We start from the raw sequence: 16156 nt of genomic DNA, 5'->3' as shown, positions 1-16156 counted from the left end.
GGCGGTGGTGGATATCCTTCAGTCTGCGCGATGGCCGTCCAGGTGACGCTACAGACTTGCGCATAGTAGCGCTGAAGGGGAGGGGCCAGCATGCCCGCAGAGCAGTCGTTCGATGTGTATCGGTTGCCCGAGGAGCACCAGGCGATCCGGGAAGCCGTTCGTGAGGTCTGTGTGGCGAAGGTGGCGCCGCAGGCCGCCGAGGCCGACGAGACCGGTGAGTTCCCCACGGCGTCCTACGACGCGTTGCGGGCCGCCGACTTCCACGCCCCGCACATCCCGGAGCAGTACGGCGGAGCGGGCGCCGACGCGCTGGCCACCGCGATCGTGATCGAGGAGGTCGCCCGGGCCTGCGCCTCGTCGTCGCTGATCCCGGCGGTGAACAAGCTCGGCACCATGCCGCTGCTGCTGGCCGGCTCCGGCGACCTCAAGCGCCGCTATCTGACCCCGGTCGCCGCCGGTGAGGGGATGTTCTCGTACTGCCTCTCCGAGCCGGAGGCCGGCAGCGACGCGGCGTCGATGACCACCCGGGCGGTGCGGGACGGCGATCACTGGGTGCTCAACGGCGTGAAGCGGTGGATCACCAACGCCGGTGTGTCCGAGTTCTACACCGTCTTCGCCGTCACCGACCCGACCGCGCGCTCCCGGGGCATCTCCGCCTTCGTGGTCGAGAAGTCCGATCAGGGCGTCAGCTTCGGCGCGCCGGAGAAGAAGCTGGGCATCAAGGGCTCACCGACCCGCGAGGTCTACCTGGACAGCGTGCGGATCCCGGCGGATCGCATGATCGGCGCCGAGGGCACCGGCTTCGCCACCGCGATGAAGACGCTGGACCACACCCGGGTCACCATCGCCGCGCAGGCGGTCGGCATCGCGCAGGGCGCGCTCGACTACGCCAAGGGGTACGTCGCCGAGCGCAAGCAGTTCGGCAAGGCCATCGCCGAGTTCCAGGGCGTGCAGTTCATGCTCGCCGACATGGGCATGAAGCTGGAGGCGGCCCGACAGCTCACGTACGCCGCAGCCGGCAAGTCGGAGCGCGGTGACGCCGACCTGACGTACTTCGGCGCGGCGGCGAAGTGCTTCGCCTCGGACGCCGCCATGGAGATCACCACCGACGCGGTGCAGTTGCTCGGCGGGTACGGGTACACCCGGGACTACCCGGTCGAGCGGATGATGCGGGACGCCAAGATCACCCAAATCTACGAGGGCACCAACCAGGTGCAGCGCATCGTGATGGCCCGCCAGTTGCTCAAGGACTGAGCTAGGGCTCCGCCCGGCGGCGCGCGGCCACCGGGCGGAGCCCTCTGTCGTCCGTACGATCAGGTGGTGGCGTCGTCCCGTCGCGGCAGGCTGCCCGGCGGCGCCGACCAGGGCGACGTCCCGCTGGTTCGCCGGGGCAGCGGCTCGGTCGGTGTGTCGTCCGGGTCCGGGTGGCCCAGGCTCAACGGCTCGGTGTCCCGTTCCGCCGCCGCCGGGGGCGGCGGCCACTCGGTCAGCGGCAGGTCCTGCGTCGGCGCCTCGGCCGGTGCCACCGGCGCGGGCACCGGGCAGGGCCAGCGCCGCCACCGCTGGCCGCTGAACGTCGCCATCAGCAGCAGCAGACCGATCAGGAACAGCGTGCCGTTCTGCACCGGCAGCCGCAGCGGCAGCGGGTCGCCGAGGAACTCCCAGTCGGCCGGGATGCGCTCGCGTACCCGGAACGGCGCGACGAACAGCCCGACGTACGGGGTGATCAGCAGCAGCCCGGCCACCAGCGGGCCGAGCGGTGAGATGCGCAGTGTGCCGAGCAGGCCCAACACGACTCCGCCAACGGCGAGATAGACGGCCGGTTCGATGAGGTTGGCCGTGTTCGAAGTGCCGATCTCCACCCACCGGTTGACCGTGCCGGCCGACCCGTCCTGCCCCAAGGTGACCAGCACCCAGGTGACCGGTGCCACCACCAGCCCGGCGAGGAAGCTCCACAGATGTCGCATCCGCGCACCGTACCGTTTCCGCCATGACCGAGCACCCCTCCGCCGCACCACAGGGCAAGCCGACGTCGTACTCCCGAGTGACCCTCAGCCGGATCATGACCGCGGTCGACGTGAACCTCTACGGCACCGTGCACGGCGGGGTGCTGATGAAGTTCGTGGACGACGTCGCCGGTGCCGCGGCAGCCCGACACAGTGGAGGTACGGCGGTCACCGCCGCGATCGACGAGATCGTCTTCTCCGAGCCGGTCCGCGTCGGTGACCTGATCCACGCGTACGCCCAGGTGAACTGGACCGGGTCGACGTCGATGGAGGTCGGCGTACGGGTGATGGCCGAGCGCTGGGACTCGGCCGAGACGGAGCCGGTGGGCGTGGCGACCGCGTACCTCGTCTTCGTCGGCGTCGAGGTGGGCGGCGCGCCACGGTTGGTGCGGCCGGTGCTGCCGGAGACGCCGGAGGACGAACGTCGCTGGCGGGAGGCGGAGATCCGCCGCGCCCACCGGCTGGCCCGCCGCCGCGCCATTCAGGACGCGCGGGGCGAGTCCGGCTGAGCGGTTCGTGTCAGCAGGGGACCCCGGTACTACCGCAGGCGTTAACAAGGTGCCCTTCCGTAAGATGACGCCACGGCCCACCGCACAGTGTCGTGCCGGGCCAGGGGAGGAGTGGACCAGTGACGGACGTGCTGTGGACGCCGCCGGCGGACGTGCTCCAGCGCTCACGCATCGGGACGTACCTGCGGTGGCTGGCCGAGAACCGGGGGCTGGAGTTCGCCGACTACGACGCGCTGTGGCGGTGGTCGGTCACCGACCTGGACGCCTTCTGGCGCTCGATCTGGGACCACTTCGAGGTCGTCGTGCACACTCCGCCGACCGCCACCCTGGCCGCGCGGGACATGCCGGGGGCGCGGTGGTTCCCCGACGCCACGCTCAACTACGCCGAGAACGTGCTGCGGATGCCCGGCCGGGCCGACGACGACCCCGTGGTGATCGCGCACTCGCAGACCCGCGCCCCGGTCACACTGACCGCCGCCGAGCTGCGGGAACAGGTCTGCCGAGTGGCCGCCGGGCTGCGCCGGCTCGGCGTCGGTGCCGGCGACCGGGTGGTCGCGTACGCGCCGAACATCCCCGAGACGTACGTGCTGTTGCTGGCCACGGCGAGCCTCGGTGCGATCTTCTCCTCGTGCGCGCCGGAGTTCGGCACCCGCAGTGTCACCGACCGCTGGCAGCAGATCGAGCCGACCGTGCTGGTCGCGGTGGACGGCTACCGCTACGGCGACAAGCCGGTGGACCGGGGTACCGAGGTGGCCGCGATCCGCGCCGCGCTGCCGTCGCTGCGGCACACGGTGAGCATCGGCTACCTCGACCCGTCGGCCCCGGCCCCGGCGGGCGCGCTCTCCTGGGCCGATCTGGCGGCGGCCACCGACGAGCCGGCGACGTTCGCCCCGGTCCCGTTCGACCATCCGCTGTACGTGCTCTACTCCTCGGGCACCACCGGGCTGCCCAAGCCGATCGTGCACGGGCACGGCGGCATCCTGCTGGAGCATCTCAAGATGCTCGCCCTGCACCACGACCTCGGTCCGGCCGACCGGTTCTTCTGGTTCACCACCACCGGCTGGATGATGTGGAACTTCCTGGCCTCCGGTCCAGCGGTGGGCGCGACGATCGTGCTGTTCGACGGCAACCCGGGCCACCCGGACCTGGACGGGTTGTGGCGGCTGGCCGAGGAGACCGGCACCACGTACTTCGGCACCTCGGCGCCGTACCTGCTGGCCTGTCGCAAGGCGGGCCTGGTGCCACGCGAGATCGCCGACCTGTCCGCGCTGCGCGGGCTGGGCTCGACCGGGGCGCCGCTGCCCGCCGAGGGCTTCACCTGGGTGTACCAGACGGTCGGCACCGACCTGCAACTCCAGTCGCTGTCCGGCGGCACCGACGTGTGCACCGGTTTCGTCGGCGGGGTGCCACTGCTGCCGGTGCACGCCGGTGAGATCGCCTGCCGGGCGCTCGGCGCCAAGGTGGAGGCCCGCTCGGCCGACGGCACCCCGGTCATCGGCGAACTGGGCGAGCTGGTCATCACCGCGCCGATGCCGAGCATGCCGGTGGGCTTCTGGGACGACCCCGACGGGACGCGCTACCGGGAGGCGTACTTCGACGTCTACCCCGGAGTGTGGCGGCACGGCGACTGGATCACCATCAACGCGCGCGGCGGCTGCGTGATCACCGGCCGCTCCGACGCCACCCTCAACCGGGGCGGCGTACGGCTGGGCACCGCCGAGTTCTACTCGGTGGTGGAGGGACTGGACGAGGTCGTCGACTCGGTGGTGGTGCATCTGGAGGACGACGAGGGCGGTGCCGGTGAGCTGCTGCTCTTCGTCGTGCTGGCCGACGGCCTGACCCTCGATGACGATCTGCGTGCGACGATCTGCCGCGAGCTGCGGACCGCCCTCTCGCCCCGACACGTGCCGGACGAGGTCCACCAGGTCCGCGCGGTGCCCCGCACCCTCTCAGCGAAGAAGCTGGAGGTCCCGGTCAAGAAGATCCTCACCGGCACCCCGGTCGACCAGGCCGCCGCCAAGGGCGCCCTGGCCAACCCCGACTCCCTGACCGCCTTCGCCACCCTCGCCCAATCCCGCCCCACCCCCACCCCCACCCCCACCCCCACCCCCACCCCGCCGTGTTGATCAAGAGGTTTGCGTCAAAACCCCGCCCGACCCCGACGCAAACCTCTTGATCAACGAGATCCCGCGCCCGTCGCATGCCGCCGACTCCGTCGATCATGGACTTGGGGCGAGGGCGAAGGGGTGAATGTGGTCGGAACGTCAGCCACAACTCCATGATCGACGGAGGAAAGGGCGATGTGCGGAGTGCCGGGACGGTCGACGGGGCGGCACGGTGGGGCGGGCGGGGGGGGGTCAGGGGAGGGTGCGGGTGGCCTTCTCGGTGGTGGCGCGGGCGGGCAGGCGGGCGTGGTCGGGGTGGGCGCAGAGGACGGTCGACGCGCGGGCGGTGAGCGGGGCCAGCAGCCAGTCGACCGGGTCGGGCAGGGCGTCCACGTCGATCAGGACCCGCTCGCTGGGCGAGATGCCCAACTCGGCCGCTCGGGCGGTCGCCCGTTCACGCAGGGTGACGTGATCCGGCCCGCCCGGCGGGTACGCCCCGAAGTGGTCGCCGTGCGCGCGTACCTCGGTGACGTAGTCGGCGAAACCGGCCGGCGCCTCCCGCAGCGGTAGCGCGAACGGGTGCAGGGCGAGCGCGTACCGGTCGACGGCCGACCAGGCGTCCGCCTCGGCGGCCCGGTCGGCGGTGGCGAACAGGACGTCCACGCCGCCCGGCCGATCGACCACGGTCAGGCCGGCTGACCAGCAGCCGAGCAGCACTGCGGCGGTCTGCCAGTGTGGTGGCAGCAGCACCGTCGCGGTGGCGCCGGGCCCGAGCGACAGTTCGTCGACGAGCAGGTTGGCCGTCTTGGCCACCCAGTTCGCCAGGGTGGCCCCGGAGAGTTCGGTGCGCTCGCCGGTCGCGTCGTCGTACCAGGTGAGCAGAGGACGGGTCGGGTCGGTCGCGATCGCGTCGGACAGGACGCGGGCAATGTTGTCGGCCATCGGCGCGAACGATACGCCGCTGCGGGCCGTACTCGATGACAGTCACAAGTCGGCGAACCGTCGGGTCGGAGTCAGCGTCCGTACTCGGCACCGGCGTAGGCTTGCCCGAAGTGTCGTTCCCCACAGTCCCGCCACCACAAGGAGTCGCCCAGTGACCGCCGGTCGCCCGCCCCGCGTGCTCATCGACGCCACGAGTGTCCCCGCCGACCGCGGGGGCGTCGGTAGATACGTCGACGGCCTGCTCGGCGCCCTCGGGAAGGTGTGCGGGTCGGCGGTGGAACTGGTCGTGGTCAGTCTCCGCACCGACCTGGATCGCTACCGCCGGATGCTGCCCGGAGCGGAGATCGTCCCCGCTCCCGCCGCCGTCGCGCACCGTCCCGCCCGGCTCGCCTGGGAGCAGACCGGCCTGCCCCTGCTCGCCCAGCAGGTCGGCGCCGAGGTGCTCCACTCGCCCTTCTACACCTGCCCGTTGCGGGCCGGCTGCCCGGTCACGGTGACCCTGCACGACGCGACCTTCTTCACCGAGCCGGAGCACTACGACAAGTCCCGCCGGACGTTCTTCCGCAGCGCGATCAAGACTTCGCTACGCCGCGCCAACCGGGTGATCGTGCCCAGCAAGGCGACCCGCGACGAGCTGATCCGGCTGTTGGACGCCGACCCGACCCGGATCGACGTGGCCTACCACGGTGTCGACCACGACGCCTTCCACGCCCCCGGCGACGAGGAGAAGGCCCGGGTACGCGCCCGGCTGGGCCTGGGCGGCAGCAGCTACGTGGCCTTCCATGGCGCGAAGGAGCCGCGCAAGAACGTGCCGAACCTGATCCGTGGTTGGGCGCGGGCGGTCGCCGACCGGGAGGATCCGCCCGCGTTGGTGATCGCCGGTGGTCAGGGGCACGACGACGACATCGACCGCGCCGCCGCGGAGGTGCCGTCGCACCTGCGGCTGCTGCGCCCCGGCTACCTGCGCTACGCCGACCTGCCCGGCTTCCTCGGTGGTGCCCTGGTGGCCGCCTATCCGTCCTACGGGGAGGGTTTCGGTCTGCCGGTCCTGGAGGCGATGGCGTGCGCCGCGCCGGTGCTCACCACGCCCCGGCTGTCGTTGCCCGAGGTGGGTGGCGACGCGGTGGCGTACACCAGTGAGGACCCGGACCAGATCGCCACCGACCTGGCGTCGCTGCTCGACGACGAGCCGCGCCGGTCGGTGCTGGCCAAGGCCGGATTCGACCGGGCCAAGGAGTTCACCTGGGAGTCGAGCGCCGAGGTGCACGTCGCCGCCTGGTCCAGAGTGCGGGCCTGACGCCGGCAACCCGGCACCTGCGGCGGACGGTTCGGGCATGATGTCCAGGTGATCTATGTCGTGATTCCGGCAGGTGGCAGCGGCACAAGGTTGTGGCCGCTGTCCCGCTCCGGCCACCCCAAGTTCCTCCACCCGTTCACCGGCACCCCGGCGTCACTGCTCCAGGCGACGGTGGAGCGGGCGTCGCCGCTGACCACCCCGGCGCGGACCATGGTGGTCACCGGGGCCGCGCACGCCGCGGCGGTGGCCCGCCAGTTGACCGGCCTTCCGGGGGAGAACATCCTCATCGAGCCGTCGCCGCGTGACTCCTGCGCGGCCATCGCGCTCGCTGCGGCGGTGATCGCGGTGCGGGACCCGGACGCGGTGATGGGCTCGTTCGCGGCGGACCACCTCATCGGCCAGCCGCAGCAGTGGGTGGAGACGGTCCAGGCGGCGATCCGGGGCGCGGAGCAGGGTCTGCTGATGACCGTCGGGATCACCCCGACCCGGGCGGAGACCGGTTACGGGTACCTCCAGACCGGCGACCCGGTGGGCGACGGTCTGATGCGTCCGGTCGTCGAGTTCAAGGAGAAGCCGAACGCCGAGGTCGCCGAGGCGTACGTGCGGTCCGGCCGGTACCTCTGGAACGCCGGCATGTTCGTCTGGCGGGTGTCGGCGTTCCTCGCCGAACTGGCCCGCCAGCAGCCCGCCCTGCACACCGGGGTGACCGCGATCGCGGCCGTCTGGGGCACGCCCGAGCAGGACGACGTGCTCGGCGCGGTCTGGCCGACGTTGCCGAAGATCTCGGTCGACTACGCGGTGATGGAGGGCGCGGCGAGCGCCGGCCGGGTCGCCACTGTGCCGGGCGACTTCCGCTGGAACGACGTGGGAGACTTCCACACGCTCGGTGAGGTGCTGCCGACCGACGACGACGGCAACGTGGTGCTCGGCGGGGACGTCAAGACCGAGGTGCTGTTGCGCGACAGCAGCGGCTGTGTGGTGGTGCCGCAGTCCGGACGCGTGGTGGCCGGCATCGGCGTGCACGACCTGATCGTGGTCGACACGCCGGACGCGTTGCTGGTCTGCCCGCGCGGGCGCGCCCAGGACGTCAAGGCGATCGTGGACGAACTCAAGGCACGGGGGGAGGACCGGCTCGTCTGAACGCGGCCAGTCCCGGCGGGATGAGCCGAGCGGTCCCGCCGGCCAGCGGTTGCGGTAGCTGCTCCGGCGGGAACCAGCCGAGCGCCTCGGACTCCGCGCTGACCGTCTCCACCGCGCCGGGCGGGGCGAAGACGGCGAAGCGTACGTCGTGGTGCAGGGAGCCGCCCTGGCAGCCGACCTCGTGCACGTCCACGTCGATCGGCACCGGGTCCACCCGCAGCCCGGTGATGCCGGACTCCTCGGTCGCCTCGCGGAGCGCGGCCCCGGCCAGCGTCCGGTCGCCCGACTCGCAGTGGCCGCCGAGCTGCACCCAGCGGTGGAACTTGCGGTGCAGGCAGAGCAGCACCCGGGTGCCGGTCGCGTCGAACAGCAGGGCGCTGGCGGTGACGTGCCCGGCCCGGTGCGCGCGGCTGATCGCGACCGGTCCGGCGGTCAGCAGGTCGAGGGTACGGGCCCGGGCGGTTGCGGCGTCCGTGCTGGTGGGCGTCCAGCCGGAGAGGGTCGCCGACGCGTCGGCGTGCAGTGCGGGCCAGCCGTCCTCCGGGGCCCGCGTGCGCTCGTCCGCTGCGTGAGGCATCCGCACGGTCCCTCCTTCCGTCCCGCACAGCGTACGGGCGGGTGGGAGGGGAGATGCGGGGCGGGACGGTTGACGACCGGGCGGCACCCCTGCGGAAGTGGTGAGCCCGCAGACCCTCGTGTAGTGCCACCCGGCCGTGCCTGCCCCCGGCTCCGGACTCCGCAGGGGCGGCACGTGCTGTCCCTGCGGCACGCAGAGCATGGCGGACCCGGGTGGTGGGAGTCGAGGTCTTTTAGCCCACGCTTAACAGACCAAGGCGGTATGTCCCAGGTAGAGTGCCAAGCGTCGCCGGGCGTCCCTCAGCCGGGTGACGGGGAGTCGTTCCATGCTGAAGATCCATTTCTCCGGCGAGGACATCCTCCGGACCAGAGTTGCTCCGGCGGCGGATCCGATCTGGGAAGTGGTGCTGAGCCTGCACCTGCTGCCCGGGCGTAGCCGGGACCCACTGCTCGCCGGTTGGCGGCGTGAGGTCATGCGTGGCCTGCGCCGGCAGGATGACGCCGACGGCCTGCGGTTGCTGCTGACGGTGAACCCGTCGCATGGCTACTTCCCGGACTTCCTCACCCCGTACGAGAGCGTGGGCGGGTTCGAGGCCGGGATGGAGGCGCTGCGGCACACCCCCGCGACGCTGCTGCACCGCGATCTGAGCCGGCTGGCCAGCGGGCGGGGCGTGCCCACCGGGGCGGAGGCCCTCGCGCGGGGCGAGCCGCGCGCGCTGGACGAGCTGACCGACGCCATGACCCGTTACCGTGACCTGGCTCTCGGCCCCTACTGGGAGCAGGTCCAGGCGGCGGTGGACGCCGACCGGAACCGGCGGGCGCGGGCCATGCTCGACGGTGGGATCGAGGGTTTGCTGACCTCCCTGCGGCCGGGTGTGCGCTGGGAGTCCGGCGTACTGCACATCCCCGACTATCCGAACAGCCGGGAACTGCACCTGTCGGGGCGGGGGCTGCTGCTGGTGCCGTCGTTCTTCTGTGCGAGGACACCGGTGGCGCTGGTCGACCCGGAGCTGCCGCCGGTCCTGGTCTATCCGGTGGACCGGCTGGGTGGGCTGGTCGCCGGCGTGGCCGAGGGGACCGGCGCCGGCCGGAAGGCGCTGGCCGCGCTGCTCGGCCGGACCCGGGCCGCGGTGCTCGCCGCCAGCGACGGCGGGTGCAGCACCGGGGAACTGGCCCGACGGTTGCGCATCTCGGCGGCGGCGGCCAGCCAGCACACCGCCGTGCTGCGCAACGCCGGCCTGCTGGTGAGCCACCGCGACCGCAACACCGTCCTGCACACCCCCACCCCGCTGGGGCGCGCCCTGCTCAACCCCTGACCGGCGGGACCGACGTCGGCCCTCGTCCGGCGGGGGACCGGCGTCCCCTGACTGGCGGGGACCGGCGTCGGGCCCTCAGAGGGCCAGGGAGGCGGCAGCGGTGGTGGCCGGCGGCGGGGGGAGTAGTTGGGTGGGGACGTGGTGAGCCGCGAGGGCGGTCCGCAGTCGCTGCACGTCGGTGCCGAAACGGACCAGTTGGACCGGGCCGACCGGGGTGGGCGGCGAGCAGAGCACCAGGCCGGTGGCACGGTCCGGCCAGCCGGGCACGGTGTTGACCAGGCCGGCGCGTACGTCGTCGTCGACGACCTGGGTGAACACCGTGCCGGGCGCGACGACGTCGATGACCGAGGCGATCGCTGCGGCGACCACCGCCGGGTCGGGCCGTACCTCGCCGGGGCGGTCCGGCAGGTGCGCGGCCTCGGCCAGCCCGGCCGCCCGGGCCTCGGCGGTGCCGAGCGAGAACAGGTCCATCGACGCGTCCCGGACCAGGACCCGGGCACCGTCGCCGTCGTCGTCCCGCCCGGCGGTGAGGTAGCCCCGGACCACCGCGACCGGCATCTGGTCACACTTGCCCTTGATCAGCTCACCCGCGCCGGCCAGTTCGTCGACCACGGCCATCTGGGTCAGCACCAGTTCGTTGCCGTACGGGTCGACCTCGCCCCGGTGGTCCCGGATCGCGTCCATCCCGGCCACGCCGAGGGCGACATCGGTGAGCCCGTTGCGCCACGGCCGACCCATGGTGTCGCTGATGATCACGGCGACGTTCACGCCGTTGCGGGCTCGCAGGCCGGCCCGGAGTGCGCGGGCCGAGGCGTCCGGGTCCTCGGGGAGCAGCACCAGCCGGGTCTTGTCGACGTTCGAGGCGTCGATGCCGGCCGCCGCCATCACGAAGCCGTGCCGGGTCTGCACGATCCGGGTCGGGCCGCGCGACGCCACCACCCGGACCGTCTCCGAGGCCAGCACCTCGTCCCGGGCGGCCTGCCGGTCGGGGCCGTCGGCCGGTACGTCCACCAGCCGTCCCTCCGCCTTCGAGATGATCTTGCTGGTCACCACCAGCACATCGCCGTCGCGCAGCCACGGTGCCGCGCCCCCGATCAGCGCCGCGAGGTCGTCGCCCTCGGTCACGTGGCCGATGCCCGGCACCGGCAGGATCTCCAGTCTCACGTCAACTCCACTGCGGCGCGGACCATCGTCGCCGTCGCCGCCTCGTCGGTCATCCGCAGCGGCACCGCGCGTACGGTCACGTCCGGCACCTGGGTGCCCGCATCCTCCTCGGCGACCAGCCATCCGTCGAGCAGGCCACCGGTGGTCCGGCTCCCGTACAGCCCGCCGACCCCGGCGGCACTGCACGGCACGCCGACCACCGCCAGGCAGCGGTCCGCCATGCCGCGCACCGGGGCGCCACCGATGATCGGCGACACCCCGACCACCGGTGCCGGAGTGCCGGCCAGCGCCTCCCGCACGCCGGGCACGGCGAGGATCGGCGCGATGCTGACCACCGGGTTGCTCGGCGCCACCAGCACCACGTCGGCACCGGCGATCGCCTCCGTCACGCCGGGTGCCGGCTTCGCGGCCTCCGCGCCGACGAAGACGAACCGGTGCGTCGGCAGCTGGGCCCGGTACCGGATCCACCATTCCTGGAAGTGGATCGCCCGCTGCCCGTCGCCGCCGGCGTCGTCGGGCGGGGTCACCACCACGTGTGTCTCCAGGCGGTCGTCGGTCGCCGGCAGCAGGCGTACGCCGGGCTGCCAGCGGGTCGCCAACGCGTCGGTGACCTGGTGCAGCGGATATCCGGCGTCGAGCATGGTGGTGCGTACCAGGTGGGTGGCCAGGTCCTTGTCGCCCAGCCCGAACCAGCTCGGCTCGGCGCCGTACGCGGCCAGTTCGGTCTTGACCGTCCAGCTCTCGCCGGTCCGGCCCCAGCCGCGCTCGGGGTCGGCCCCGCCGCCGAGGGAGTACAGGACGCTGTCCAGGTCCGGGCAGACCCGGAGCCCGTGCAGGCGCAGATCGTCGCCGACGTTGACCACGGCGGTCACCTCGGCGCCCACCTCACGGGCGTAGGCCCGCACACCGAGCAGGAACCGGGCACCCCCGATTCCCCCGGTCAGAACCACGACACGCATCAGCCCATCCTCGCCTACGTGACGCCTTCGTCAGCCAGTCGTCCGGGGAGACTAGGCTCACGTCGGCATCTGTCCGCTTTCGCCCTCAGGGAGAGTTCGTGACCAGCCCCGTGGAGCATCCGCCCACCGAACCGACCCCGGCCCGTCAGGTGACCGGGCCGCTTCGGGAACTCGTCGCCCTCGTGCTTCTGGGCGCGAACGCCGTCTTCCTCTTCGTCGCGCTGATCCGGTTGATCACGCCCCAGGGCGCCTACAGCACGGTGACCGGCCGGGCGGGCAGCGCGTTCTTCGCCTTCCTCGGGCTGGAGGCGATCGTGCTGCCGCTGCTGGCGGTGCTGCTCGCCACCCATCTGGCCCCGGTCGTGGCGAAAGCGAAGCTGATCACGCAGGTGGCCCTGATCGAGTACGCGGTCAGCGTCGTGCTCGGCGGCCTGACGCTGCTGATCTGGACGGTCGGCCGGCTGGCCGAGGCGCAGATCTTCGACGCCCTGACCGGCGCCATCACCCGGGCGGGCTGGGTGGCGTTGTTCGGCGCGGCGGCGTACGTGGTCTGGACCGTCTGGCGGCGGCTCTACCACGTGCCCAAGCCCAAGCAGGAGCCCGGCCTGTACGGCACCCCGCAGCAGGGCTGGGGCATCCAGGGCAACCAGGGACAGCCCGGTGGCTACCCGGGTGGGTGGCAGCAGCAGCCCGGTCCGGCCGGTGGGTGGCCCGGTGGCGAGCAGCCCAGCGGTTACCCCGGCCAGGCCGGCTACCCGGGCGGAGGCCAGCCCGCCGGCTACCCGGGCGGACAACAGCCGAGCGGGTACCCCGGTGGCCAGCAGCCGAGCGGGTACCCCGGCGGTCAGCCGGGCGGGGAGCAGCCGGGGTGGCCGGTGGCGGGCCAGGCACCCGGTGGGCCGCCGTCCGCCCCGCACACCTGGCCGCCGCACGGCCAGCCGGTCGTGCCGCCGCAGTCGCCGGCACCGACCTCACCGGCGGTGCCGCCGTTCGGGCAGCCCCCGTCGGCCGACCCGACCCAGACCATCCCGCGCCAGGGCACCGAGCCGGGCCAGGCGGTGCCGCCGCCGGGCGAGGGCGACCGCACCCAGCGGATCGACCCTGGTGACAAGTCGGTCTGACGGGCGTACGACGAGCCGGGCGGCCGGGTGCGGTTGCCCACGTGGGGGGTGTGCGCCCGGCGACAGCGCCTAGGCTGGGCGGATGGTTGATCGCAGCGAGCCTGGGCCTGCGGAGGCGGGCGTGCGGCGGGCCCTGCGTCGGGCCGCCACCGGCCGGGCGCTCGACGTCGACGAGGCGTCCGTACTGCTGGGCGCCCGTGGCGCCGCCCTCACGGAACTGCTCGACATCGCCGGGGCGATCCGTGACGCCGGCCTGCGTGACGCCGGCCGGCCGGGCGTGGTCACGTACTCGAAGAAGGTCTTCGTCCCGTTGACCCGGCTCTGCCGGGACCGCTGCCACTACTGCACGTTCGCCACGGTGCCGCACCGGTTGCCGGCGGCCTTCCTCGACCGCGACGAGGTGCTCGCCATCGCCCGCGCCGGTGCGGCCCAGGGCTGCAAGGAGGCGCTGTTCACCCTCGGTGACCGGCCGGAGGAGCGCTGGCCGGCGGCCCGGCAGTGGCTGGACGAGCGAGGCTACGAGTCCACCCTGGACTATCTGCGGGCCTGCGCGGTGGCGGTGCTGGAGGAGACCGGCCTGCTGCCGCACCTGAACCCGGGCGTGCTCTCCTGGTCGGAGCTGCACCGGCTCAAGCCGGTCGCGCCCAGCATGGGGATGATGCTGGAGACCACCGCGACGCGGCTCTGGTCGAAGCCGGGTGGCCCGCACTACGGCTCGCCCGACAAGGAACCGGCGGTGCGGTTGCGGGTGCTCGACGACGCCGGCCGGGTCGGGGTCCCGTTCACCACCGGCATCCTGATCGGCATCGGCGAGACGCCCGCCGAGCGGGTGGACGCGATCTTCGCCATCCGGCGGGCGCACCGGGAGTACGGCCACCTCCAGGAGGTGATCGTGCAGAACTTCCGCGCCAAGCCGGACACCGCGATGCGCGGGATGCCGGACGCGGAACTGCACGACCTGGCGGCCACCGTCGCGGTGGCCCGGCTGCTGCTCGGCCCGAAGGCCCGCATCCAGGCGCCGCCGAACCTGATCGCCGGTGAGTACGACCTGCTGCTGCGGGCCGGCATCGACGACTGGGGTGGCGTCTCACCGGTGACCCCCGATCACGTCAACCCGGAACGTCCGTGGCCGCAGCTTGACGAGTTGGCGGCGCGTACCGCCGCCGCCGGGTTCGAGCTGCGCGAGCGGCTGACCGTCTACCCGGAGTACGTCCTTGCCGGTGAGCCGTGGCTGGATCCGCGCCTGCTGCCGCACGTCACCGCGCTCGCCGAGCCGGTGACCGGGCTCGCCGTGGAGTCGGCCCGTCCGGTCGGCCGCCCCTGGCAGGAGCCGGACGAGACCTTCGGCGGGCGGACCGACCTGCACGTCGGCATCGACCTCACGGGGCGTACCGAGGATCGGCGGGGGGACTTCGACCACGTCTACGGGGACTGGTCGGAGGTGGCGGCCAAGGTCGCCGTACCGCCGTCGGACGCCGGCCCGTCTCCGGGGGCCGGTCGGTCGGCTGCCGCCGGCTCCGGCGACGCTGACCTGCGGGCCGGGCTGCGGCTGGTCGCCGAGAACCCGGCGGCGTTGCTGGAACCCCGGCACGCCGACGCCGCGCTGGCGTTGTTCGGCGCGGACGGCCCGGCCCTGGACCAGCTCTGCCGCAGCGCCGACGAGCTGCGCCGGGACGCGGTCGGCGACGACGTCACCTACGTCGTCAACCGCAACATCAACTTCAGCAACGTCTGCTACGTGGGCTGCCGGTTCTGTGCCTTCGCCCAGCGGGAGCGGGACGCCGACGCGTACCGGCTGTCGGTGGAGCAGGTCGCCGACCGGGCGCTCCAGGCGTGGGAGGCCGGTGCCGGCGAGGTCTGCATCCAGGGCGGCATCGACCCGAAGCTGCCGGTCACCATCTACCCCGACCTGGTCCGGGCGATCAAGGCGCGGGTGCCTCAGATGCACGTGCACGCCTTCTCCCCGATGGAGATCGCCACCGCTGCCGCGAAGGCCGGTGTGCCGGTCAAGGAGTGGCTGTCCGGGCTGCGTGAGGCCGGGCTGGACACCATCCCGGGCACGGCGGCGGAGATCCTCGACGACGAGGTGCGCTGGGTGCTGACCAAGGGCAAACTGCCGACCGCCGCCTGGGTCGAGGTGGTCAGCACCGCCCACGAGCTGGGCATCCGGTCCAGCTCCACGATGATGTACGGCCACGTGGACCATCCCGGGCAGTGGTTGGCGCACTTCCGGGTGCTGGCCGGCGTGCAGGACCGCACCGGCGGGTTCACCGAGTTCGTGGCGCTGCCCTTCGTGCACACCAACGCCCCGATCTATCTGGCCGGCATCGCCCGTCCCGGGCCGACCTGGCGGGAGAACCGGGTGGTGCACGCGATGGCCCGGGTACTGCTGCACGGCCGGATCGACAACATCCAGTGCTCCTGGGTGAAGCTGGGCGACGAGGGCACGGCGGAGATGCTCCGCAGCGGCTGCAACGACCTGGGCGGCACGTTGATGGAGGAGACCATCTCGCGGATGGCCGGCTCCGGCAACGGCTCGGCGCGGACCGAGGAGCAACTGCGGGCGATCGCGGCGGCAGCGGGCCGCCCGGCTCGTAGGCGTACGACTGCGTACGGTCACGTCGGCTCCTGACGTCGAACCTTCGCGCGCCCCGGCCGTCCGTCCAATGCACACTTCTGCCCAGTGAGGTGGGTCCGTCATGTCTTCACATACAGCGGTGGCGGTCAGCCGGACGTCACCTACCGTTTCGAATCCACCACCGAAATCACGAATCCGAACGTTTCTCTCCACCGCACGGGGGCGATCGATTCGCTGGACAGCGAGAACGGAAACCGGCGGCGGTTCTACAGTCTGACCCGCATCGGCACGATGACCTCGGTGGTGGACAGTGGGTTGCCCAACCTGAGGTCAGCCGGCCGGGCCACGACGGCGAGCCGCGGACCCACTCCGTCGTACGTGAGCGGCCAGGTGCTTGACGGCACCTTCCACAGTGCGGTCTACCCGGACCTACCGGTAGGTAC

13 protein-coding genes are annotated in these 16156 nt (G+C 72.6%); 8 read left to right on the top strand and 5 right to left on the bottom strand.

The window, feature by feature from the left end; translation table 11 throughout:
• Positions 1-90 precede the first annotated feature (90 nt).
• On the top strand, positions 91-1254 hold the full coding sequence (locus ID554_RS08115; RefSeq protein WP_117229434.1) for an acyl-CoA dehydrogenase family protein: 1164 nt from the start codon (positions 91-93) through the stop codon (positions 1252-1254).
• Between the two features lie 59 nt (positions 1255-1313).
• Here ID554_RS08115 and ID554_RS08110 read toward each other — a convergent pair whose 3' ends face one another.
• Entirely contained in the window at positions 1314-1967 is a 654-nt protein-coding gene (locus tag ID554_RS08110) for a hypothetical protein (protein ID WP_117229433.1), read from the bottom strand.
• Positions 1968-1990: 23 nt separating this feature from the next.
• Between ID554_RS08110 and ID554_RS08105 the strand changes: the two genes are divergently transcribed.
• Together ID554_RS08105 and ID554_RS08100 are read left to right on the top strand one after the other, a co-directional pair.
• The gene (locus tag ID554_RS08105) at positions 1991-2515 is read left to right on the top strand and encodes an acyl-CoA thioesterase (RefSeq protein WP_117229432.1); all 525 of its coding nucleotides are present in this window, start codon (positions 1991-1993) and stop codon (positions 2513-2515) included.
• Between the two features lie 119 nt (positions 2516-2634).
• Complete coding sequence (locus ID554_RS08100; RefSeq protein ID WP_117229431.1) at positions 2635-4641, top strand: acetoacetate--CoA ligase; 2007 nt, start codon at positions 2635-2637, stop codon at positions 4639-4641.
• Between the two features lie 231 nt (positions 4642-4872).
• Here ID554_RS08100 and ID554_RS08095 read toward each other — a convergent pair whose 3' ends face one another.
• On the bottom strand, positions 4873-5562 hold the full coding sequence (locus tag ID554_RS08095) for a TIGR03089 family protein (protein WP_117229430.1): 690 nt from the start codon (positions 5560-5562) through the stop codon (positions 4873-4875).
• Positions 5563-5713: 151 nt separating this feature from the next.
• Between ID554_RS08095 and ID554_RS08090 the strand changes: the two genes are divergently transcribed.
• Together ID554_RS08090 and ID554_RS08085 are read left to right on the top strand one after the other, a co-directional pair.
• Positions 5714-6859, top strand: coding sequence for a glycosyltransferase family 4 protein (locus ID554_RS08090; RefSeq protein ID WP_117229429.1), 1146 nt, complete (start codon positions 5714-5716; stop codon positions 6857-6859).
• A 48-nt stretch (positions 6860-6907) separates the two neighbouring features.
• Positions 6908-7999: a mannose-1-phosphate guanylyltransferase gene (locus ID554_RS08085; protein WP_117229428.1), complete on the top strand. Its 1092-nt coding sequence runs from the start codon at positions 6908-6910 to the stop codon at positions 7997-7999.
• On the opposite strand, the gene ID554_RS08080 is transcribed toward ID554_RS08085, so the two are convergent.
• Positions 7968-8576 (bottom strand): NUDIX hydrolase, encoded by a 609-nt coding sequence (locus ID554_RS08080; RefSeq protein ID WP_117229427.1) that lies wholly within the window; start codon positions 8574-8576, stop codon positions 7968-7970. The genes ID554_RS08085 and ID554_RS08080 overlap by 32 nt on opposite strands.
• A gap of 325 nt (positions 8577-8901) precedes the next feature.
• Here ID554_RS08080 and ID554_RS08075 point away from each other — a divergent pair, with 325 nt between their 5' ends.
• Positions 8902-9891 (top strand): ArsR/SmtB family transcription factor, encoded by a 990-nt coding sequence (locus tag ID554_RS08075; RefSeq protein WP_117229426.1) that lies wholly within the window; start codon positions 8902-8904, stop codon positions 9889-9891.
• 75 nt (positions 9892-9966) lie between these two features.
• Here the strand turns inward: ID554_RS08075 and ID554_RS08070 are convergent, their stop codons facing one another.
• Both ID554_RS08070 and cofD read right to left on the bottom strand, forming a co-directional pair.
• Positions 9967-11055 (bottom strand): coenzyme F420-0:L-glutamate ligase, encoded by a 1089-nt coding sequence (locus ID554_RS08070; RefSeq protein WP_117229425.1) that lies wholly within the window; start codon positions 11053-11055, stop codon positions 9967-9969.
• A complete protein-coding gene (gene cofD, locus ID554_RS08065) occupies positions 11052-12014 on the bottom strand; it encodes a 2-phospho-L-lactate transferase (RefSeq protein ID WP_117229424.1) in 963 nt (320 codons plus the stop codon). Before cofD ends, ID554_RS08070 begins: the two co-directional genes overlap by 4 nt.
• 98 nt (positions 12015-12112) lie before the next feature.
• On the opposite strand from cofD, the gene ID554_RS08060 reads away from it, so the two are divergent.
• Both ID554_RS08060 and ID554_RS08055 read left to right on the top strand, forming a co-directional pair.
• A complete protein-coding gene (locus tag ID554_RS08060) occupies positions 12113-13135 on the top strand; it encodes a hypothetical protein (RefSeq protein WP_117229423.1) in 1023 nt (340 codons plus the stop codon).
• An 82-nt stretch (positions 13136-13217) separates the two neighbouring features.
• On the top strand, positions 13218-15767 hold the full coding sequence (locus ID554_RS08055) for a bifunctional FO biosynthesis protein CofGH (RefSeq protein ID WP_117229422.1): 2550 nt from the start codon (positions 13218-13220) through the stop codon (positions 15765-15767).
• The last annotated feature ends 389 nt before the right edge of the window (positions 15768-16156 follow it).

This window comes from Micromonospora craniellae (genome assembly GCF_014764405.1).
Lineage (GTDB): Bacteria > Actinomycetota > Actinomycetes > Mycobacteriales > Micromonosporaceae > Micromonospora > Micromonospora craniellae.
This window is presented reverse-complemented; position numbering and strand designations above follow the sequence as displayed.

Coding starts and splice junctions, on each gene's coding strand:
- cofD (WP_117229424.1), bottom strand. CDS start 12,014: ATGCGTGTCGTGGTTCTGACCGGGGGAATCGGGGGTGCCCGGTTCCTG.
- ID554_RS08075 (WP_117229426.1), top strand. CDS start 8,902: ATGCTGAAGATCCATTTCTCCGGCGAGGACATCCTCCGGACCAGAGTT.
- ID554_RS08095 (WP_117229430.1), bottom strand. CDS start 5,562: ATGGCCGACAACATTGCCCGCGTCCTGTCCGACGCGATCGCGACCGAC.
- ID554_RS08110 (WP_117229433.1), bottom strand. CDS start 1,967: ATGCGACATCTGTGGAGCTTCCTCGCCGGGCTGGTGGTGGCACCGGTC.
- ID554_RS08055 (WP_117229422.1), top strand. CDS start 13,218: ATGGTTGATCGCAGCGAGCCTGGGCCTGCGGAGGCGGGCGTGCGGCGG.
- ID554_RS08115 (WP_117229434.1), top strand. CDS start 91: ATGCCCGCAGAGCAGTCGTTCGATGTGTATCGGTTGCCCGAGGAGCAC.
- ID554_RS08105 (WP_117229432.1), top strand. CDS start 1,991: ATGACCGAGCACCCCTCCGCCGCACCACAGGGCAAGCCGACGTCGTAC.
- ID554_RS08080 (WP_117229427.1), bottom strand. CDS start 8,576: ATGCCTCACGCAGCGGACGAGCGCACGCGGGCCCCGGAGGACGGCTGG.